This window comes from Bacillus sp. BD59S (genome assembly GCF_007363175.1).
In the GTDB taxonomy this organism is placed as follows: domain Bacteria; phylum Bacillota; class Bacilli; order Bacillales; family Bacillaceae_G; genus Bacillus_A; species Bacillus_A pacificus.
Genome location: NZ_CP034686.1, coordinates 2,657,572 through 2,680,046 on the forward strand (window position 1 = coordinate 2,657,572; position 22,475 = coordinate 2,680,046).

Annotated in this window: 18 protein-coding genes, 1 pseudogene and 1 other annotated feature; of the genes and pseudogenes, 5 read left to right on the top strand and 14 right to left on the bottom strand. The window is 34.8% G+C overall.

Going from position 1 to position 22,475, the window contains the following annotated elements; all coding sequences use genetic code 11:
• Positions 1–9: 9 nt before the first annotated feature.
• On the bottom strand, positions 10–1,053 hold the full coding sequence (locus tag EKQ63_RS15815; protein WP_087953311.1) for an ArsR/SmtB family transcription factor: 1,044 nt from the start codon (positions 1,051–1,053) through the stop codon (positions 10–12).
• 164 nt (positions 1,054–1,217) lie between these two features.
• Here EKQ63_RS15815 and EKQ63_RS15820 point away from each other — a divergent pair, with 164 nt between their 5' ends.
• Positions 1,218–2,411 (top strand): NupC/NupG family nucleoside CNT transporter, encoded by a 1,194-nt coding sequence (locus EKQ63_RS15820; protein ID WP_087953310.1) that lies wholly within the window; start codon positions 1,218–1,220, stop codon positions 2,409–2,411.
• 49 nt (positions 2,412–2,460) lie between these two features.
• On the opposite strand, the pseudogene EKQ63_RS15825 reads toward EKQ63_RS15820, so the two are convergent.
• Together EKQ63_RS15825 and proB are read right to left on the bottom strand one after the other, a co-directional pair.
• Positions 2,461–3,707 (bottom strand): annotated as a pseudogene (locus tag EKQ63_RS15825) (glutamate-5-semialdehyde dehydrogenase).
• Positions 3,708–3,745: 38 nt separating this feature from the next.
• A complete protein-coding gene (gene proB, locus EKQ63_RS15830) occupies positions 3,746–4,849 on the bottom strand; it encodes a glutamate 5-kinase (protein WP_087953308.1) in 1,104 nt (367 codons plus the stop codon).
• A gap of 131 nt (positions 4,850–4,980) precedes the next feature.
• Positions 4,981–5,191: a binding site (T-box leader), on the bottom strand.
• A gap of 339 nt (positions 5,192–5,530) precedes the next feature.
• On the opposite strand from proB, the gene proC reads away from it, so the two are divergent.
• Positions 5,531–6,349, top strand: coding sequence for a pyrroline-5-carboxylate reductase (gene proC / locus EKQ63_RS15835; RefSeq protein WP_143881243.1), 819 nt, complete (start codon positions 5,531–5,533; stop codon positions 6,347–6,349).
• A 137-nt stretch (positions 6,350–6,486) separates the two neighbouring features.
• Here proC and EKQ63_RS15840 read toward each other — a convergent pair whose 3' ends face one another.
• Both EKQ63_RS15840 and EKQ63_RS15845 read right to left on the bottom strand, forming a co-directional pair.
• Positions 6,487–8,127 (bottom strand): M20/M25/M40 family metallo-hydrolase, encoded by a 1,641-nt coding sequence (locus EKQ63_RS15840; protein WP_143881244.1) that lies wholly within the window; start codon positions 8,125–8,127, stop codon positions 6,487–6,489.
• Positions 8,128–8,202: 75 nt separating this feature from the next.
• Positions 8,203–8,952, bottom strand: coding sequence for an IclR family transcriptional regulator (locus EKQ63_RS15845; RefSeq protein ID WP_087953304.1), 750 nt, complete (start codon positions 8,950–8,952; stop codon positions 8,203–8,205).
• 266 nt (positions 8,953–9,218) lie between these two features.
• Between EKQ63_RS15845 and EKQ63_RS15855 the strand changes: the two genes are divergently transcribed.
• On the top strand, positions 9,219–10,643 hold the full coding sequence (locus EKQ63_RS15855; RefSeq protein ID WP_143881772.1) for an amino acid permease: 1,425 nt from the start codon (positions 9,219–9,221) through the stop codon (positions 10,641–10,643).
• A gap of 62 nt (positions 10,644–10,705) precedes the next feature.
• On the opposite strand, the gene EKQ63_RS15860 is transcribed toward EKQ63_RS15855, so the two are convergent.
• The 4 genes from EKQ63_RS15860 to EKQ63_RS15875 form a co-directional block, all read right to left on the bottom strand.
• Positions 10,706–11,893 carry an RtcB family protein gene (locus tag EKQ63_RS15860; protein WP_143881245.1) on the bottom strand — a complete coding sequence of 396 codons (1,188 nt, stop codon included), beginning with the start codon at positions 11,891–11,893 and terminating at the stop codon, positions 10,706–10,708.
• Between the two features lie 244 nt (positions 11,894–12,137).
• A complete protein-coding gene (locus EKQ63_RS15865) occupies positions 12,138–13,169 on the bottom strand; it encodes a Delta(5) desaturase DesA (protein ID WP_140168750.1) in 1,032 nt (343 codons plus the stop codon).
• Between the two features lie 296 nt (positions 13,170–13,465).
• Positions 13,466–15,850, bottom strand: coding sequence for an immune inhibitor A domain-containing protein (locus EKQ63_RS15870; protein ID WP_087997184.1), 2,385 nt, complete (start codon positions 15,848–15,850; stop codon positions 13,466–13,468).
• A 255-nt stretch (positions 15,851–16,105) separates the two neighbouring features.
• Positions 16,106–17,779: an alkaline phosphatase gene (locus tag EKQ63_RS15875; RefSeq protein ID WP_143881246.1), complete on the bottom strand. Its 1,674-nt coding sequence runs from the start codon at positions 17,777–17,779 to the stop codon at positions 16,106–16,108.
• Positions 17,780–18,097: 318 nt separating this feature from the next.
• Here EKQ63_RS15875 and EKQ63_RS15880 point away from each other — a divergent pair, with 318 nt between their 5' ends.
• A complete protein-coding gene (locus tag EKQ63_RS15880; RefSeq protein WP_087953299.1) occupies positions 18,098–18,580 on the top strand; it encodes a DUF2975 domain-containing protein in 483 nt (160 codons plus the stop codon).
• 10 nt (positions 18,581–18,590) lie between these two features.
• The gene (locus tag EKQ63_RS15885) at positions 18,591–18,806 is read left to right on the top strand and encodes a helix-turn-helix domain-containing protein (protein WP_087953298.1); all 216 of its coding nucleotides are present in this window, start codon (positions 18,591–18,593) and stop codon (positions 18,804–18,806) included.
• A 40-nt stretch (positions 18,807–18,846) separates the two neighbouring features.
• Here EKQ63_RS15885 and EKQ63_RS15890 read toward each other — a convergent pair whose 3' ends face one another.
• The 5 genes from EKQ63_RS15890 to EKQ63_RS15910 form a co-directional block, all read right to left on the bottom strand.
• Positions 18,847–19,158, bottom strand: a complete 312-nt coding sequence (locus tag EKQ63_RS15890; RefSeq protein WP_143881247.1) for a hypothetical protein — start codon at positions 19,156–19,158, stop codon at positions 18,847–18,849.
• 108 nt (positions 19,159–19,266) lie between these two features.
• Positions 19,267–19,653, bottom strand: a complete 387-nt coding sequence (locus tag EKQ63_RS15895) for a DUF3887 domain-containing protein (protein WP_087953296.1) — start codon at positions 19,651–19,653, stop codon at positions 19,267–19,269.
• A gap of 2 nt (positions 19,654–19,655) precedes the next feature.
• Positions 19,656–20,333, bottom strand: a complete 678-nt coding sequence (locus EKQ63_RS15900) for a YhfC family glutamic-type intramembrane protease (RefSeq protein ID WP_143881248.1) — start codon at positions 20,331–20,333, stop codon at positions 19,656–19,658.
• Positions 20,334–20,422: 89 nt separating this feature from the next.
• A complete protein-coding gene (locus EKQ63_RS15905) occupies positions 20,423–21,739 on the bottom strand; it encodes a GHKL domain-containing protein (RefSeq protein ID WP_143881249.1) in 1,317 nt (438 codons plus the stop codon).
• Positions 21,739–22,473 (bottom strand): LytR/AlgR family response regulator transcription factor, encoded by a 735-nt coding sequence (locus tag EKQ63_RS15910; RefSeq protein WP_087953293.1) that lies wholly within the window; start codon positions 22,471–22,473, stop codon positions 21,739–21,741. Before EKQ63_RS15910 ends, EKQ63_RS15905 begins: the two co-directional genes overlap by 1 nt.
• Positions 22,474–22,475: the final 2 nt, after the last annotated feature.

Here is a 22,475-nt window from a genome sequence, read left to right on the forward strand (position 1 = left end):
CGGTGTTAATTATCTATTCAAAAACATATCTAATTCTTTCGCTAAAGACTGTACTGCTTTCTTTCTTAATACATATTTTCCGTCATGTATATCCACTAACTTCGCTGCACGTAACAATTTCAAATGGTGGTGTACAGTCGATTTACCAAGTTGCAGTCTTTCTGTAATTTCCTGCAATGTTCGTTCTTTTTCGAACAACATTTTTACAATACGTAACCTCGCTTCATCTCCAAGAGCTTTATGCTTTTGAACTAAAAAATAATTCGGTTCATATGGATCTTCAGGATGGATACTTTCGTTTGCAACTGGGTAATGAAATACTTTCGTATCTTCAATATCAGCCTCAATATTCCACGGTCTGTACGTCATTTGCGGAATAAGAAGTACGTGATGAACACTTGGTTCTGGCATATAGTTCACGCCACCAGTGGCCCACTCGACGAACTCTTCTGGTTTCATCTTTTTATTCATTTCAACCTTTGTTTCATAGTCTCGTTTTAATATAGAAAGTATTTCTTCTTCCTCTTTCTGAATAACACTCTCATACCAACCTGTCATTACAGCGATTAAATGAGGTTTCAGCACTTGTACATCAACATTACATATAAAACGAATATATGTAGAGAAAAACTGATGATCTTGTGTCAGCTCCTCTAGTTCATATATTGCAGTTACATCTCCACTTGCTGCTAAATGTCTTTTCTCTTCATACTTCTCCCCTAAAAACGGTAAACATATATATTTCAAATCTACTTCTGAAAGCGAATCGATTTTACCATGAAACTGTGCTAAGTCCTGAAAATCCTCTTCATACAACAACTGAAGTAACGCTTTCCACGTATTATGTTTTTCTACAAACTGTAAGTGCTCTCTAATTTCTTCTGTTAATGATTGCTTCATTTCTTCCCATTCATTTTGACTCTTTTCAAAAGTATCAATTAACCGCTTATGAGTAATTGCTGCAATGCCAAGCGCACACTCGAAAAGTATCGAATATTTCACTTGAACGTTATAAGTTTCCCTCTTTCTACTCGTTATGTGATAGACCTCCATTTTTATCCCCTCCTTGTTTGCTATATATTAAATTCTATTTTCATCGAATTTATCCTTCTATATTTTTAGAATTAATAAATTTTAATTTAAAATACATTCATTCTAAATTAAAAAGAATAGGAGCTTTTTTATATACAAATAATAATCTTCAAGGAGTTGTTGTTATGCATTTCATATTGAATATGTTAGGGATTTTCGTTGTCATATTAATCGTTTTCTTATGTTCGCCTAATAAAAAACATATAAAATGGAGACCAATTGTAATTCTCATCATATTGGAGCTTTTTATTACGTGGTTTATGTTAGGCACAAAGCTAGGCAGTATTATCATTAATCAAATAGCGTCCTTTTTCAGTTGGCTACTGGCATGTGCGAATGAAGGAATTCGATTTGCATTTCCTTCATCTATGGACAGTCCACACATTGATTTCTTCTTTAGTGCATTACTTCCTATCATCTTTGTTATTACTTTTTTCGATATTCTATCTTATTTCGGAATCTTAACTTGGATTATTGATAAAGTAGGTGCAGTTATTTCAAAGATTTCTCGTTTACCAAAGTTAGAAAGCTTCTTTTCGATTCAAATGATGTTTTTAGGAAACACCGAAGCGCTTGCTGTTGTTCGTGATCAATTATCTGTTTTAAAAGAAAATCGTCTGCTGACTTTTGGAATTATGAGTATGAGTAGCGTCAGCGGATCTATTCTCGGTGCTTATTTATCAATGGTTCCAGCAACATATATTTTCAGCGCAATCCCATTAAACTGTATTAACGCCTTAATTTTAGCCAATGTATTAAATCCTGTGGAAGTTTCGAAAGAAGAAGATGTTGTTTACACACCTTCAAAACATGAAAAGAAAGATTTCTTTTCTACTATTTCAAACAGTATGTTAGTCGGTATGAATATGGTTATCGTTATTTTAGCTATGGTAATTGGTTATGTAGCATTAACTGCATGTTTAAACGGGATTTTAAGCTTTTTCGTAACAGGTTTAACAATTCAAAAAATCTTCTCTATTATCTTTAGTCCTTTCGCCTTTTTACTCGGTTTATCGGGCAGCGACGCTATGTATGTAGCTGAATTAATGGGGATTAAAATAACGACGAATGAATTTGTTGCGATGATGGATTTAAAATCAAACTTAAAGTCTTTACAACCACATACGGTTGCGGTTGCAACGACATTTCTAGCTTCTTTTGCTAACTTTAGTACAGTGGGTATGATTTATGGAACTTACAACTCATTATTTGGCGGCGAAAAATCATCAGTCATCGGGAAAAATGTTTGGAAGCTTCTTGTGAGCGGAATGGCTGTTTCCTTATTAAGCGCTATGCTTGTTGGGCTTTTTGTATGGTAAATACTTTTTAAAATAAAAGACACCCAAACGAATTGAGTGTCTTTTATTTTTATTTTCGAATTTGTCCATTTCCACGAATCACATATTTTGTGGAAGTTAATGCTGGAAGCCCCATTGGTCCTCTTACGTGTAGCTTTTGTGTACTGATGCCAATTTCTGCGCCGAATCCGAATTCAGATCCATCAGTAAAACGAGTTGATGCATATGATAAAGTGCCGCCGCATCAACAGAAGTGAAAAATTTGCTGACGTTTTCCTCGTTTTCTGAAATAATCGCTTCAGAATGCATAGATCCATACGTATTTATGTGATGAATCGCTTCTTCTATAGAAGAAACTATTTTAACTGCTAGCGTGAGAGATAAAAATTCTGTCCCCCAGTCTTCTTCTGAAGCAAGTACAATTGAAGAATCCATTGCCAATGCTTTTTGATCACCACGTAGCTCCACGTCTCTTTCCTTCAAAGAAGAAAACAACTCGCTACCATATTGCTGCGCCCAGTTCTCATGAAGTACAATCGTTTCAATGGCATTACATACAGATGGTCGCTGCGTTTTTGCATTTATAATGATATCAATTGCCATTTGCGTATTCGCTGTTTCATCAATGAAAATATGACAATTTCCTGCACCTGTTTCAAGTACCGGAACAGACGCTTCTCTCACTACCGTATCTATTAATTGTTTGCCACCTCTTGGAATAAGAACGTCTAGATAATCATTCATTGTAAACAACTGCTTTGCGCTATCTCGCGTTGTATCTTCTATAAGCTGTACACTTTCTTGAGGTAAGCTCGTTTGTTTGAGCGCTCTGTGAATAACAGCAACGATCGCTTTATTAGAATGAATAGCAGAAGAACTACCACGTAATATAACTGCGTTTCCTGTTTTCAAACAAATTGTAGCAGCATCCACTGTTACATTCGGTCTTGCCTCATAAATCATGCCAACAACACCAAGTGGTACACGCATCTCCTGAATAGATAATCCATTGGGCCTTTCCCATGCACTTACACATTCTCCTACAGGATCACGTAATTCAATTAGCTGCTTAATCCCCTCTGTCATATCAATAATACGATTTTCAGTTAGCATAAGACGATCAAGGAGTGAATCAGAAAATCCTTTTGCCTTACCTTCTTCTATATCTCGTTTGTTTTCCTCTAAAATATAAGCTGTTTCATTTATTAATTGATTTGCAACCATAGCAAGTGCTTCGTTTTTTTCATTTGTAGATTTTAGTACAAGTTCCCTAGCAACCTCTTTTGCTCGTTTCCCCTTTGCCAACACTTCATTCATTTTTATTTCCTCCTTTTTAAGGTTAAAAAACTATATTCTTAAAGTGAAACCCAATGATCCCTATGGATGACTTCATAATTATGCCTTTCGCCTCTTGCTTGAATATGTTGGCTTTGCATACCTTTTATCTCTCTTAATTCCTCTGCGCTATATGTGCATTGTCCTTTTCCAATTACGCGCCCTTGTTGCGTCATTACTTCTACAACATCGCCAACTTTGAAAAATCCTGACACATTTGTAACACCAGCAGGAAGAAGACTTTTACCATGCTGAATGATAGCTGTAGTTGCTCCGGCGTCTATTTCAATTTGACCGCTAACAACCGAATGCAAGGCAATCCATTGCTTGTTCATCTTCATTTCTTTTTGAGGGGCATTTCCGACATACGTTCCGTCACCTTTCCCCTTTAAAACATCAACAAATTTCTCTTGTCCACATCCTGTACCGATAAATACACTTACCCCAAGAGATAGCGCCGTCTTTGCAGCATCAATTTTTGATTTCATACCGCCAGTCCCAAGTTTTGAGCCAGCATCTCCAGCAAGAGAAGCGATTTCTTCTGTAACTTCAGGAAGGAAATAATATTTTTTCGCATCCTCATTTTTTTGAGGATTTTTATCATATAAACCGTTCACATCTGTAAAAATCATAAGCATATCCGCCGAAACAAGTCCGCTTACTAAAGCTGATAGCATATCATTATCACCGAACGTTAGCTCCTCTAAAGAGATGGAATCATTTTCATTAATAATTGGAAGAGCAGAACGGTTTAGTAACTCTCCTAACGTAGCGTATGCGTTACTATATTGTTCTTTTCTAGAAAAATCACTTCTCGTCAGCAAAAGTTGCGCAGTAACAATACCATATTTACGGAATTCCTCCGTGTACGCCTGCATTAACAAACTTTGTCCGACAGCCGCAGCAGCCTGTTTTCCTTTAATTGTTACAGGTCTGCTAGGATATCCTAGGGCAGAAAAACCTGCAGCAACGGCCCCAGATGTAATTAGCAAAACTTCATGCCCTTCCTCTTTCAATCGAGCCAATGCGGCAACATGATCTGAAAGTTGTTCTTTAGAAATGCCTCCGTGACTATCCGCCAAAGAACTGCTCCCAATCTTTACAACTATTCGCTGTTTCTTCACTTTTTTATCCCCCAAGTCTAAAATTAAAGTTTTTTATACATTACACTTCTATTCATACAGCTTTCTTATAAGTGCTGCACCTAGCCTTTTTAAGAGCAAAATAAAAATGACCGCTTCGCCCTTAATAAAATAAAAAGGACGAAACGGTCATTGTTCCGCGGTACCACCTTAATTGATATACATAGATATCCACTTGGTGCCTATAACGCAGGCGAACGCTTAAACTTTCATTTAAGACTCAGGGATAGGTTCGATACATTCTATACGAGGAATCTTTCAGCCGGTGAATTCCACTCTCTTTCGCAAGAAGACATATGTACTATTTCCCTTCAACGATTTTCAATCTAATTTTTTTATATTATGCGATATAGTTTGTTTTTGTGTCAAGAGGTATTTTATAAAATAAATAGAGCGACAAGCTCTTGTATGAAATGATTGCCCTAATGAATGAAAATACAAATCGATATAAGTTTAACACATATACTTAAATATAAAACCTCAAATTATAGTGTATATATTTACAGAATATCGAATATAATTGATTTTTATCTTTTACTGTTGCAAAAAGATATATATTCTCTTAGAATGTTTCTTTATATTGCATGGAGATGTTATTGTTATTTTAAGATAGCAATTTCGAATTGATATAATTTATGATAAAAGGAGCAAGATTGAGTAACTATGGACAAACAAATTGGATTTATCGGATGCGGAAATATGGGGATGGCTATCATTGGCGGGATGCTAAATAAAAATATAGTGTCTTCAAATAAGATCATGTGTTCAGATTTAAACACGACGAATTTAGAAAATGCTAGTGAAAAGTACGGAATAACTACAACTACTAACAACAATGAAGTCGCTAAAAATGCTGATATTTTAATTTTATCAATTAAACCAGATTTATACTCATCAGTAATTAACGAAATTAAAGAAGTGATCAAAAGCGATGTTATTATCATAACGATTGCTGCTGGAAAAAGCATCAAAAGTACTGAGGATTCTTTTAATAAGAAGTTAAAAATTGTTCGAGTAATGCCTAATACACCTGCTCTTGTTGGTGAAGGGATGTCTGCATTATGCCCGAATAAAATGGTGACAGAAAAAGATTTAGAAGATGTACTAAACATTTTCAATAGCTTTGGTCAATCAGAGATTGTAAGTGAAAAATTAATGGACGTTGTAACATCTGTAAGTGGTTCTTCACCAGCATACGTATATATGATTATAGAAGCGATGGCAGATGCTGCTGTACTAGATGGCATGCCAAGAAATCAAGCATATAAATTCGCAGCTCAAGCTGTATTAGGCTCTGCAAAAATGGTACTAGAAACAGGAATACATCCTGGTGAATTGAAAGATATGGTTTGTTCTCCTGGCGGAACAACGATAGAAGCTGTAGCTACATTAGAGGAAAAAGGTTTACGAACAGCTATCATTTCAGCTATGCAACGTTGTACACAAAAGTCTGTTGAACTATCTGGTCAAACGCAAAAGTAAAACTATATAAGAAATCACGTTAACTATGAAGTTAATTAGAAATTCACTACATGATAAACGGCCAAACGCATATATACTTGAGTTTGGCCGTTTCAACTTTTAATTATATTAAAATAATTTCACTTATTCCTTCCCTACTATACTTGTGTAATTTTATTAGAAACAAGTAATTTTTCAATACAAATCGGTAACATATCTAATAGCGTTTCAAATGCATAATTTACATCTAGACGTTCTGTCCATTGATGTGCATCTTTTCCTACCGGTCCCATATTTAATACTGGAACGTCAAACTCTTCTAATTCCTGAAGTGGAATTGAGTAACCTTTATCCCATAATGGCATATTATCTACAAGTGAACTCATTGAATATAATGGATTCTGTAAGCCCACATAGCTCAAATCTGAAATTCCTCCAAAATAGTTTTGGTTTTCAAATGTAATATTATGATTGGAGTGTGCATACTTTTCCATTTCTCCAACTACTTCTTTAATTAACTGGTTATTGCGTGAACTTACAGCTGGATAGTATGGCGGAGCAAAGAAAAGTACAATCATCGGTGCCTTTTCTTTACATAAGATGGCTAATTTATCTACTAAATCAATCGTTACCGCACGATCATCTTTATCTTCTCTATTTTTAATAATGCTAGATTGAATTTCATCTATTTTCTCTTGCCCATGTTGTTCAATTGTATAAGCGATAAGTTCTTCATACGTTAATACATTTACTTTGAGGTTAGGTGGTATAAATGGATTATATTTAGAAAAACGATATGCATGTTTTTCATACGACTCTTCTATTTTCTCTGCTACTTTTGTTACTTTTTGACGCAGTAATGAAACCACATCTGTCATTGATTTTTCTAATAAAAACAAATTAAATAAAGTGACTGCACGATGCGGAATTTGTACAGAATAATCCTCCTTTAAGTCCCTTTGAAGTAAATTAGTTGGCGGAGGACTCGCTTCCCCTTCTACAATGTCACAAAGGTCTGTATTTAACTCTAATTCTGCTGTTATTAATGAAGCCATATAACTCCCATTTAAGCCTGCAAAAGGTTCGCCTACATGTGTCTCTTTTCCGTAGCAAAGAAAACCTGGTAACACTTTACCAATAGAACCAGTATAAATATATTTCTTTTGATCACCAGGGTGCCTCGAAAACATAGGCTCTGAATTTAGTACCGTTTTATACTCCAAGTTATGTTCTCTTGCTAACTCTAGTAATCTTGGAACAGCAGCTCTCATCCCTACAGAGTTTACTTCTTCATCTGGTACAGCCAATAAAAGAACATTCCCATCAAATCTTCCTTCACAAGCTTGCTCAATCATTGCCATTTGTAACGTGAGGCCGCATTTCATATCCATTGTTCCTCTACCAAACAACCAATCTCCATGTTCTATATCTTCACGTACATGATCTGGAAGTTCATCTTTATGAGAATAAAACATAGAAGTTAACTTTTTAGGATTGAATGCATCTTCTTTCCACACTCCGTAATCTTGTACATCTACAACATCAAAGTGACTTACTAGAATTACGGTATTTTTTGTACGATCGCTTTTCTTTACTAGTGCTGTAACAAAATATCGTCCGTCCCCCGTCGGATTTTTTTGCAAATGGTGCGGATTTTCTTTGAAGTACTGTAAATCAGATAATTGTTCCACAACGAAGTCTGGCAATATCACTTCAGCTTCTGTACCTGTAATACTAGGAATTTCAACAAGACTGCTTAATAATTGAATCAATTGTTCTTTTGATTGCCACTTTGACATATAAATCCCCCTATTTTTCCGCATTATGAAAATGAATTCCGGTATATGAATAAAAAATGACGACAGTTATCAAAATTATAGTTCTGATGTACTGCCGATTTTTATTGATATTTCATGAGCTGCTTGTTTCACCTTACTAATAAGAAAAGAAAGTCGATCATCATTAATGCGATGACTAATTAACCCAATACTTAATGCTCCTACTACTTTATGATTAAATCCGATAATAGGTGCAGCTACTGAAGCTGTCCCTTCTGTTTTTTCTCCATAGCTGACAGCATATCCTTCGTTTCTTATTTGCTTTATTTGATCAAGAAGAATTTGCTTTTGTTCTGGTAAAGCAGAAAGTAGCTGCTCAACAATATATTCCATTTCATTCTGTTTCATATTGGCTAACATCGTTTTATTTGCGGCACCAATTGAAAGTGGAATTTGTTCCCCTAAGTTATCGATAACTCGAATTTTTAAAGGGCTATCAATTCTTTCAATAATAATAGAATGTGTTCCATTTGGAATGTTCAAATAAACACTTTCTTCCACTTCATAGGCCAATCGCTTCATTACTTCTCTTGCGACTGATCTGTAGTCTACCTTCTCCAATTGTCGTAATCCTATTTCCATCCACATTGGTCCAATTTTGTACTGTTTCGTCTCTGAAATTTGCGTAACTAGCCCATGCTCGATTAGAGAGTTAAGTAGTCTATGTACTGTACTAACTGGGAGATGTGTTCTGTCCGCTATATCAGAAATGGCCCAATACTCTTTTTCATTAGTAGAATTTAATAACTTTATAATACTTATTGCTCGATCAATGGACTGTACCATAACTCACCTCTACTTGACTTGTAATATGTTAGTACGCTCAATTACCTATCAATTTAACAAAAATTCGAAATGAAATCAATCTATTTATTAAATTTTCTAAAAATAAAATATACTGTGAACAATAATTTGAAAGCGTAAACAAAAAAATATTGACTTTTCTTTTTAATTATCTGAAAATTATAACAAGATTTCACATCACGGAATACATTCCATAATACGGAAAAACATCAAACTTTATTCTATCAACTACGAAAGTGAGGAAAACAATGGCGCAAGTAAATAATACAAACAATGAATTAAAACGTACGATGAAAAGTAGACACTTATTTATGATTGCACTCGGTGGTGTGATTGGAACGGGGTTATTTAACGGATCTGGCTTTATTATAAGTCAAGCTGGACCTGGTGGATCCGTACTTGCCTTTATGGCTGGTGGATTATTAATGTATTTCGTTATGCTATGTCTTGGTGAACTCGCTGTAGCCATGCCTGTTTCGGGTTCTTTCCAGGAATATGCCACTAAGTTTATCAATCCTGCAACTGGTTTTACAATCGGATGGTTGTATTGGTTAAGCTGGGCGAATACGACCGGCCTTGAATTTACAACTGCCGGCATTACAATGCAGCGCTGGTTTCCTGATATTCCTGTGTGGGTTTGGTGTTTAATATTTGGCGTTACAATCTTCACGATTAACGCATTATCTGCTCGTAGTTATGCAGAAACAGAATTTTGGTTTTCAAGTATAAAAGTATCTGCCATTATCGCTTTTATTATCCTTGGCGGCGCCGCTATGTTCAGTTTTATTGATTTAAAAGGCGACGAACCAGCTCCGCTATTATCAAATTTCGTAAATCATGGTGGTTTATTCCCAAATGGACTTGCCGCTATTCTTTTAACAATGGTTACAGTCAATTATTCCTTCCAAGGTACAGAACTTGTCGGGATCGCAGCAGGTGAAAGTGAAGATCCAGCAAAAACTTTACCTCGTTCTATTAGAAATATTATATGGCGTACGATGTTTTTCTTCGTCTTAGCAATCTTTGTTCTTGTTGCTTTAATTCCTTGGGAAGAAGCTGGATTAACAAAGAGTCCATTCGTTGCTGTTTTTGATAATATCGGTATTCCATATGCAGCTGATATTATGAACTTTGTTATTCTTACTGCTGTTCTTTCTGTCGCAAACTCAGGACTATACGCTGCTACTCGAATGCTTTGGTCTTTATCAAAAAACGAAATGGCTCCAGCATTTTTAAAGAAATTATCATCACGTGGGATTCCTCTCAACGCTTTAATCATGACAATAGCTATTTCTGCTTTTTCTCTTTTGACAAGCGTAGTAGCTGCTGAAACTGTTTACTTATGGCTCATTTCAATTTCCGGAGTCATTACCATTATTGTTTGGATGTCAATTTGTGTTTCTCAATTCTTTTTCCGCAAACATTATGTAGCAGACGGCGGAAAATTAGAAGACTTAAAATTTAAAACGCCACTTTATCCACTCGTACCAATTCTTGGTTTTGGATTGTATGGCATTATATTAATCAGTCTTATTTTTATCCCAGAACAACGACTTGGAATCTATTGCACTGTCCCATTTATCATCTTTTGCTACACTTACTATCACTTTAAAGTTAAGAAAAGAATTGCTACTAACACTCAAAGTGAAACTAAAATTAGCGAGACTATGTAATACTATACTTATATATAAAAGACCGCATATGATTTTCACTTCATGTGCGGTCTTTTATCATACTAATTCGCTTTAAAATTATACAACGGCTTAATAATATGTTTTATATCTATCGTTTCTTTTGTATTTTCTATAATTTCATCCATTGGCTTGTATACCATTGGTGCCTCATCAATAGTGCTTTCTACTACTGATGTAGTCCACACCTCTGTCATCGTACTTTGAAATTCCTCTAGACTCAATGATTCTTTAGCCTTCTTACGACTCATGATACGTCCGGCCCCATGTGGACCAGAATAGTTCCAATCTGGATTACCTTTACCAAACGCAATAATTGAACCATCTCTCATATTAATTGGAATAATGACTCGTTCATCTTTCTGAGCTGAAATAGCACCTTTTCGTAGAATCATATTTTCTATGTCTATATAGTTATGTATCGTAGTAAATTGATCCGTTACTTTCCAGTCCATTTTAGCGACAATTTCATCAATCATTGCTTTACGATTCACCTCAGCATACTTTTGAGCAATATTCATGTCATTCATATAATCTTTGAATCCTTGCCCTTCTAAATAAGCTAGTTCTTTACGAATCTTAGGCTTCTGAATTTCACGTAAAGTTTCTTGTATTTCTTTTGCTCTCCCTTCTTCAGTTAATCTCTTAATAATCTCATCTTTCATCGATGTAACATCAATTAATTGTTCATACGCGAAGTTCTGGTAATATTCTGCTATTTGCTTTCCTAAATTACGAGAACCACTATGAATGACAATATATACATTCCCTTTGTCGTCTTCATTTAGTTCAATGAAATGGTTCCCTCCCCCAAGAGTACCTATACTTTTTTGAGCACGTTGTAATGTAAATGGTGCTCTCACACCATCAAAATCAATCATTTTTGAGAATCGATGTTCTTTATCTCGGATACAAAAACCACTTGGAACGAATTTACGAATTGTTTCGTCTAAATAATCGAAATTAATTTCTTCTTTTTTCTTATCAATTACAACCACTTCCATCCCACACCCAATGTCTACCCCTACAAGATTAGGAACAATTTTATCTTGTATTGTCATTGTTGTCCCAATCGTACACCCTGCTCCAGCATGTGTATCTGGCATAATACGAATTTTACTATCTTTTACGAATTCTTGGTTACAAAGATCAATAATCTGCCCAGTTGCAGTTTCATCCACGTTATTAGTAAATACTTTCGCTTCATTGTATTTCCCTCGTAAATTCAACATCTTTCATTTGCCCCTTCCCTTTGAAAGAATTATTTTATTACGTTGTATCTGTTCTTATGATTAATCATTAATCTGCTGCTTTACACTTTATATGTATTATAGCATTCACAATAATAATAAATTATAATGATACTTTGTTTACATAACATATTTATTGTTTTCTACTCTTTATACCTAAACGTACATTTAAAGAAAAATTCCCCTTAAATCAAAATGATTAAGGGGAGTTTTATATATGATGAAATTAAAGTTCTGATTTCACCCGAACAGAAACATTATTTTTAATTATATTTTTGACATCTTTAAAGCTAACAAAATTGTTACTTTTCTCATCCCAAAGACGGAAACGTAGTGATTGTAAGCTTGTAGCAAGTGTAATTGTTGGTACATTTTTTAACGGAAGCGTATTATTGTGTGCCTCTTCTAGTTTATAGTTAGGTACTCTTGGGCTTAAATGGTGAACATGATGGAATCCAATATTACCAGTTAAGAATTGCAAGATTTTTGGAAGTTTATAAAATGAACTTCCTTCTACTGCCGCTTTTACATATTCCCAGTCTTTATCCTCTTCAAAATAAGAATCCTCAAAAGTGTGCTGTACGTAAAACAGCCAAATCCCTACTGAACCTGCTATTAAGAATATCGTACCGTGTACTAACAGAAACGATTGCCACCCTATTGCCCAGCAAAGTATTGCTACTACAGCAACGATAATAATATTCGTCAAATACGTATTCATACGCTCTTTCTGTCTTGCACCTTTTCGGTTAAATCTATTTTTAAGCAAGAAAACATAAATCGGACCTAATCCAAACATAACGAATGGATTGCGATATAAACGATATGCTAAACGAAGTCTAAAAGGTGCAGCTACATATTCATCGACTGTAAGCGTCCAAATATCTCCTGTACCTCGCTTATCTAAATTACCACTTGTAGCGTGATGAATCGCATGCTCATGCCCCCATTGATCAAATGGGAATAACGTTAACACACCCATACATGTACCTACTATTCTATTTGCACGTCGACTTTTAAAGAATGAATAATGGGTACAATCATGAAAAATTATGAAAATTCGCGTCATAAAACCAGCAGCTAACAGAGATGGAACTAATGCTAACAGATAAGAAACAGACAAACTTTTATAAGCGAGGTACCATAAAATAACAAATGGCACGACTGTGTTAATAAGTTGCCACACACTTTTTTTAATCGTTGATTTTTCATACGGAGCAACTTGTTTTTTTAAATTTTTAGTATTTTCAAATGTCATTTTTCTAATTCCTTTCCTTTTTGTTGCTAATTCACATTATAGCATACTATTAGTATCAGGTGTTAAAAGTAGATGTAATAAATATTATATACTATAAAAATCTCTTTTTTCTTACTCAATACTTACAAATTACTTACGCTCAAAATAGCGCTATAATTGAACAGATTGAGCATTTTATTTATCAAATACATTTCCAATCTTTACAATTAAAACCGAGAACTTTTTTACAAGCAGAAAAGAGCTGCTATAAGTCCGTTTCACCGGCTTATGGCAGCTCCTCTTCATTTCACTTTATTTTATCGATGGATCCAAACTGCACCTGCAGACTTGTCTTCAGCTTGACCCACTACTTCAAACTTCAATCCTAGTTTTGGTAACTTACGTCCGGCATCTGGAATAACGCTATTGATGTATTGCTTAGAATCATCAAATTTTGCAACTCCTGGTAATCCTTTATAGTCAAAGATACCACGAGTTGGTGAATTTACTTTCCATGCTGGCGTTTGATCAAATGAGAATGCCGCATCGGCAATTTGATAACGTGTACTGCTCTTCACAGTAGGTTGTCCGTTTAATGTTCCTACGATTGCCTCTGGATGAGAATCTATTACTCCAAGGAACCCTTCACCTGGATGAACGCCTACCCAGTTATCTGTAAAGCTTTGATCCGCATACCATACAACCATTCCTGTATTAAATACTGGACCACGTGCATATTGTAATGCAGTATCAGACCCAGCGTAATTACGCCATTCGATATAGTAGTTATTTTTTTTCTGTTCAAATCCGTTAGACACAGTAAATCCTTTTAGTGTCATTGCTGGCTGACCTTCTGCATCATCAGAGAAAACAACTTTTCCATCTACAGTTAAGGCTGCATTATCTAACGCAAATCCTTTATAAGCTACTGCAATATCTGTTAAGTACTCAAATTGCAGTTTTACTTTCTTTCCTTTGAATTGACTTAAATCGTATGATTTATCAACCCACTTACCATCAGTTGTATCTGTGCCGCCTTTTACATCTTTTTCGCCCATTCTATCAATGCGTGTCTTCGTTCCATCTTCTGCAATCGCATATACGTCAAGGAAATCATACTTCGCTTCAAGTTCGTAAAATGCCTTATAATCAAACTTAGCCTCCTTTGCATTTGTTAAGTCAAATACTGGTGTCTCAAGTGTTGTATGAATGTCATTTCCTTTTGTACTGTAATAGAACTTCTTACCAAACGCCGATTCGATATTTTTTATATCTTTGTCTGGTAAGTTAACACGAACAATTCCTGGTCGTTTTGATTTTGTAACACTTTGATCTAAATATGTTGCAGCACCAATTCCTGTACGAAGTTTATCATAATCTACTTCAAGAATATTCGCCCAATTCCCCTTCATATTCTTTTGGAAAAACTCTTTATTTTGCGGTGAGAAACTCGTTGGTTCTGTTCCTGCAATTTTTCCAGCCCAGCTACCGCCGCTCATAATAGACCATGACTCAACAGGTTCACCTTGTCCAGAGTACTTTGTATCATATTCATCTGGTAAACCTAAATCATGACCATACTCATGCGCAAACACACCAACTGCTCCATCTTCAGGCTCGATTGTATAATCGTATGCAGCCATCTTTCCGCCCCAGTTCGAAACAGAAGATTTTGTACCATCAATCGCATATGGCTTCGACCCTAGTTTTGAACGATGAGACCAAATCGCATCATCTTTCAATTTACCACCGCCAGCTTCTTGACCAACACCAGCATGTACAACCATTAAATGATCAATAATGCCGTCTGGCTCGTTTTTATTTCCATTACCATTTTGATCGTACTGATCATATTGATCAAAGTCTGCTAAATTTATCCCTTTTGCTACCGCTGCTTTTAATGCTTCTTTCACAAGATCTTTTGGTCCTAAAGGTCCCTTGTTATCATGTCCAGTTCCCGCATCAGCACCATAATCTGACGCTTTTCCTGGAACAGTAAGCCATTCCGTTACAGTTCCGTCCACTGTGTAGCTTCCACCAGATTGTTCTTCATAATATTGTTTAAATGTATTAATTTTCGATCCATCAAATAATGTAAATGGTTCATCACCAAATAACATTTTTTGATAATGTTCACGATTAAAGTCTTTAGAATACATATAACCTGGTTCTTGATCAATATTATTATGCTTAAAATCGCTAAATTCTACGAGTAACACAAGTACTTTATCTTTTCGAACAGCTCCATTGTACTCAGCTTGCTTCGCTGGTGTAGTCGGTACTTTTCCATTTAATTTCCCAGAGTTCAATGCTGCACCTTGCCCAGCTACTGGTCCTACCTCGGGCTGCTGCGCTTGTTCATTTTCCTTCATTTTTGCATCTTTTACTTTTTTCATAAAATCTGATGCTTCTTGCGTAAGGTTATCTCCTGTCAAGATTTCTTTCCCAGGATTTTCCCCTTTCTTTTTCTCAACATAATTTTCGACAGCCTTTGATGTCTCAGCTTGTGATGCAGATTGATCAATTACTCCCCGTTGCTTCAGCGCTTCTGCCAAACGCTCCTCAGGTATTAAATGCTCATCAATTGGTAAAGATGGTGGTGCATCAGCATACGCTGCATGACTTCCAAAAGCAAACGTACTACTTAATACTGCCGCTGTTGTTAATACCGCTAAAGGTTTTAATTTCTTTTTCTTTTTCAATGTATTTCCTCCCCAGTGTCTGCAAATTATCGTTTTTTGCCGATAGAAACATAATATTCGTTATAATACGAATATTCAATCTTTTTGAAGAACTAAAATGTTGAGAAATATTTTTTAAAGGGTGAAAAACATAAAATAGATACATTTACAGAAAGTCCATTCTAGAAATTATGATTCTCTTTCCTTTTTTTGAATGAAATTTCATCTACACAAAAAATGCCAATTCCTTAGCTAGTACTTAGGAATTGGCATTTTTTAGCGAGAATGCTTTATGAATAAACGGATTGCTTCTTCTGGTACATAGAACTTGCCATTACTTTCTACAACTACACTACCTAATTCATATTCTTTATTCTTAATACGAATTATATTTTTATTTACAAATAATTGAGCTTTTACATTATTACGTTTCACTATGAGCACCCAGTTTTCTGCATCCCTTTTGTCTATTGTTACTGTTGCACCATCCTGCTTAAAGGCTGATTCACTTTCTACAAATAATTTGTTTGTTACTTCTTCCAAATTAAAGCCCATTGCTTTCGCCATCTTCTTCGCAACGTCCGTGTTTTGGATCAATCCAGATGGCTTTTGAGGACCATATGAATATAAGAATACGTCCTCACCTGTATGCCCTCCTGTTGTGAATCCTATGTTCGCACGGTTGGCCAATAATGTAGTAAGTATTGGGCCTACTTCCGATTTCTTTTTTGGTGCTTTTACTCTTTCTTTTTCATCATAAGTTAAATTGTCCACACCATATAATTTAGCTACATCTTCTACATTCGATAAGTCAGATTTAAGTTTCTTTATAGTTCCTTCAAGTGTCATTTTCGCTTTTTTTAATGGATCAATGTATGCAGAAACCGGCGTAATATTATAACCTTTTGTCGTATTCCTATTCCCGATAGAAATACCGCTGTTACCATGGTCAGCTACGGCTATTAACATCGTATTACCATCTTTTTTTGCAAATTTTAATGCTTCGGCAACTGCGTTATCAAATGCTAATACATCACTAATCATCCCAATTGGATCATTCACATGAGCTGCCCAATCTGGTTTACTTCCTTCTACAAATAAAAAGAAACCAGCTTTGTCTTTTGCTAATGTTTGAATTGCTTTATCTGTCATTTGAGAAAGTGTTGGTTGCTCTGGATTTGTCGCTTCACGATCCATATCGAATGCTAAGGCATTATGTGAGAAAGAGCCCCAAATTTTATTAGATTTGGATTTCAATAATGCTTCTTTCGTTTCAACAAAGTCGTACCCTTTCTTTTGAATCACTTTTACTAAATCTTCACCATCTTTTCGAATCCCACTATCTGTCTCAGGTAGAAGTGCCGCTTTTCCCCCGCCTAATACGACATCTATATTTTGATACACTTGTTGCTCCGCGAGCACTTCAAAATTTTTACGATTCACATGATGAGCAGAGAATCCAGCAGGAGTAGCATGCTGAATTTCAGCTGTAGCAACAATTCCAGTAGCGCGCCCAGTACGTTTGGCACCTTCTAAAACATTGGCAACTGGCCGTAACTTGTCCTCTTCTTTTATTGGTTGTAAACCAGGTGAACTTACAGTAGAAGGTAATACACCTACATATCCTGAATTCGATTTATTCCCCGTCGCTAAAGCTGTAGCTGCTGGGGCTGAGTCTGTTATAGCTGATTCCGCCGAATATGTACGAACTCCTCCTGTTACAATCTCATCTAATGCAAGTGGTTTCCCTTTATACAAACGAGCTAATGTCGTTGCTGTAGAACTCGTTCCGTCCATAACCATTATGATTACATTTTTCGGTTGACGTTCTACTTGTTTCACCTTAGCTCCCACCGTATGATCATTCATCATGCTTTCCGTACATAACATACTTAATGCAATTGTTCCTACTAACAGTAACCTCTTCATGAGTAAACTTAAATTCGACATTGTTCTTCCTCCGTAAATATACAAAAAGATAATTTTCTTTTACATTCCACAACTTATATATGTTTTATTAGTCCCCAATTTCCATGAAGCTAACAATCATTACCTTCACTTTCTTTTATTTAAAAAGCAACGGTACATATCATAGCTTTTTATTTTCAAATAATTAGAAGCCAAACCTCTTTTATAAAAATGTCTTATCATTCTCTTCAATAACATATATTTATCAATAAAAATCCGATTAAAATGAATAAAAATTTATTGTTAAACAATAAATTTTATGTTAAATTAAAAGGATAATTTAAAAATGAGGTGCTTTTTATGAAACAAGGATCAACACTCTTTTTAAAGATAGCTATTATCCTTATCGGTATTCCTGTTTTCGCTTTGTGTATATTTTCAATTCCTAACATCGGGAATTATGCAGCAGAATTGTATCCCGATATTGCATATATAAAATATCTTGTTTTAATCAATCTATATGCAACGGTGATACCTTTTTATTTCGCTCTATACGAAGCCTTTAAACTTGTAAGCTACATTGACAAAGGTAATGCCTTCTCGAAATTATCTGTTAGAAGTTTAAAAAAGATAAAGCAATGCGCTATTACAATTAGTATATTATATGTAGTAGGCATGCCACTCTTCTATCTCGTGGCTGAGAAAGATGACGCACCTGGTATCATTATAATTGGCATGATCCTAATCTTTGCTTCAATGGTAATCGCGGTCTTTGCTGCCGTTCTCCAAAGACTATTAAAAGATGCGATAGATATAAAATCAGAAAATGATTTAACGGTCTGAGGTGAATAATATGGCAATTATTATTAATATTGATGTAATGTTAGCGAAAAGAAAAATGAGTGTAACAGAGCTTTCGGAGAGGGTTGGAATTACAATGGCTAACCTTTCTATCTTGAAAAATGGAAAAGCAAAAGCAGTCCGTTTTTCAACTTTAGAAGCAATATGTAAAGCATTAGAATGCCAACCAGGGGATATTTTAGAATATCAACCGGAAGATACCGAATAAAAAGAGTCCTTCTCATATGAAGGACTCTTTTTATTCGGTATTACGGCGCAAAACTAACTCGGCCAGTCAAAACTAAAATAATCGCGATAATCCAAAATATAAAGAATGATGAGGACAGTATGAATGAAAGAATAGCAATCCCTTTCTTCTCTGTTTTTTTCGTCATTGTAATTACTGAAAGTATGATACCTAAAACTGTCAGAGCGACTGTAATATAATCTCCCACTATATTACCTGCATTCGCTATCCTTGTTGGCGTTATAAAAACGAACAGAAAGCATAAAATGCCGATGAGTAAAGATATGTAGGTTATTATACTGTACTTCTTTTTAGTAACTAGTTCAGTTTTCATACTAGCCCACCCCTTCTATATAGCTATGAGTTCATATTAGCACAAATAACCATAATTTGGTTAAATCAAAAAAACAGATACAGCAGGAACTTCCACTGTATCTGTTTTTTATTTAATAACTAAACCTGCTATTTCTTCTCTATCATTATAAGTTATAATAAATGTCAGTTGTTCTTTACTATATTTCGCTACAAGAATAACCGTGTATAAACCATCGTTTTCTTCAATCGATTGTTTTTCAATTTTTTCGAACGTACCAGCTTTCTCGATTATAGGTGTAAGATCTTTCATCTTTTCTTCTGGCAATGCAGCTTTCATTTTACTATCAAATTTCTCATACACTTCTTTATACTTTGCTTCATTTAATAATGATACAATTTCTTCCGCCTTCGGAATAAATTTTTTTGATGTACTTTCATTTACTTTATTACCGGTACACGCTGCAAGCGCAAACGCCGCGATAGCACTTATAATAATAAGTAACATTTTTCTCATTTTCATACACCCTTTCTTTTTAAAATGAAACTATAACTCAAAACGAGTAACGCACAAATTGCTATTGAAACTTCTGATATAATGATCCCGCTTTTTCCTGGTACATAAAGTGATATAATGCCCGCTATTGCATTTGCAGCCCCATGGATGAGAATTGCATATACAACATAACGAAATTTCTTTTGGACGACAGCTTGCAATACAATGAAGGAAAGCCCAACATGTAATACCATCGCAAAAATACGCTCAATGCCTCCGAAATAGTAACTGTCACCATTTTGAATGACTGTTTGTGAAAATAATAGGGATATTACTGGGATGTCAACTATTAACACTGCTTCAATACCACCATGCCCTGCCCCAAATAAAAAACCAGACTGCCAATCTCGTTGTTTCATAAAATAGCGCATGGCGATAAAACGAGCTACCTCTTCAAAAATTCCAGCTGATAAACTAAGCAAAAGCGCAAATAGGACAGGCTGCATAACAGAAAACATTTGAAAATCTGTACTAGTTCCATTTACATAATTCAGTATTGGTATACGAATCAATATTTGTGATACAACAAAGGCCAATACCCCTAACATATATGGAATATAACGTTTCTTCCAAACAGCATATAAAAGTGCAATAAGCGGTAAACCAAAGCTAATCATTGCTGTAAAAATAAGACCATTCATCTCGCTTCACCTCTTACTTAAAGTGTATAAAAATGAGTGAAGAAAGTATGTAGTTATTTCCTATTCGGTTTCATTTTCATCATAGATGGTTATTTCATCTCTTTTAATATAAATGTTTGGGTGAAATAAGGACTTACATAAGTTGTTTCTAATGTCGCATTATTTGTTTTATTCATGATACGTTTTAATGAGAATAGCCCGTATCCTCTAGTCCCTTCTTTACTTGAATGGTTTTTCTCATAAATTTTTTGCAAATCAATCCCTTCACTCTTTGAACTATTACGCACGATAAAATATTGTCGTGAATCCATTTTAAAGAATGCGATTTGTAATATCTTCTCCTCACTTTGTGCTGCTTCTTCAATTGCATTGTCTACTAAAACTGAAATGATGCGAATAAATGAAATAATCGCCATCGAAACACTTTCAATGTTCTCTGGTATATCGAGCATTACTTTTATTTGTCGCTGCTGGGCAGTACCGACTTTCGCTCTTAATACACTTCTTACTTCAGGAATATGTATGCGAGATAATTTTGCGATATCAAGTTCATGATCATTTATTGTTTTTAATGTGGGAGCAATAACATCGTAGTACACTTGCTCAATTTCTTTCACATTTTTTGTACGTATTCCCTCTTCTAACGATAGTAATACATTCATATAATCATGACGGAAACTAGCAAGCTCATCATGCATATTCTCTAATTTCTCCACATAATCTAATAACTCTTTATCTAAACGTTTTTCATGCTCTTCTCGTAACTTTTCTTTCGATAAATGTGAGCTTATTAGTACAATGATTAGTAATAATAAAAAAATAATAATCGCTGAATTATAACTTATTTCACTGTATTGTTGATTTATTCTTGCTAAAAACTCAGTTGACGGCTGAGTTAAAATTAGTTCAATAATAAACCCGACAATTAATAATATGTAAGTTATATAATATAACGGACTACTTACTATATATCGAGCAATTTTTTGAATTCTTTTACGCGCTAATAGAATACCGATAAAAGTAAGTGTCGTTACGGTAAGATGAATTATACTTCCTGTCCATAAATATAAATTAAATGGCGTTAACATAAAGAGTTTCATTCCTAAATCCAAAAGCAACATTTTTACTAACGTTATAATCACCATGCTCACTAGTGCAAAATATACATTATGCTTAAGTCTTAGTTCATTTTGCATTAGTCCTAGACTTATTAAAAATAACACAATCGTACTATTCAATTCTGGATATCTCGTTACTGTTACGACAATAGCAAGTAAAATAATGAATACCGCACTTAAAGCTATTAACATTCTAACTGACAATCTGTTGTACTGGATTAATTGTATGTATAAAAACGTATGACACATACTAGTAAGCAGTATTGCAAATAAATCATAAATATACATTACATCTCACCCTTTAACATGTTACGTACTTTACTCACTAAACGACGTGATACCGGAATACGTTTCCCGCTTTTTAAAACTATCATTTTCTGCTTCGTATCATAAGAAGACATTTGCTTCGTATTCACGATATATGATTGATGACAACGAAATAAACGTTCATCTATTAATTCAATTTCTCTTAAAGTTCCGTAAAAATAAACGATTCGATCTAACGTCACTAATGCTAACCGGTGTGGTTCATCAGTCATAACATATTCAACTTCATGAAAAGGAACCCGTACAGTCGCATTACTATTTTCAACGATAAAGTCATCGGATGGAATAATATGCTTATTTCTTGCTTCATATTGAAGTAAACATTGTTCAAAAACTTTATATCTCTCCTCGTATGGCAACCCTTTATCAATGAAAGTTAAAGCAGATACCATGTATTGATATGAAATAGGTGCAAATTCAGAATGCGTCGTTACAAACACAATAATTCCTTTCGTATCATACTTTCGTATTTCTTGCGCCACTTGTAACCCTTTTCGCTCTTCTCTTTTTATCTCTATATCTAAAAAATAGATTGGGACATATCTCGCCTTAGAAATATTAGTAATAATATTTTCACTTTTACTAGTCACCTCAATAAAATCAAAGGGCAACCTATATTTCTCGCAAATCTCTTCAACTAGCCGCTTCATTTGCTGTGCTTGTATGACATCGTCTTCTAAAATGAAAATACTCATGT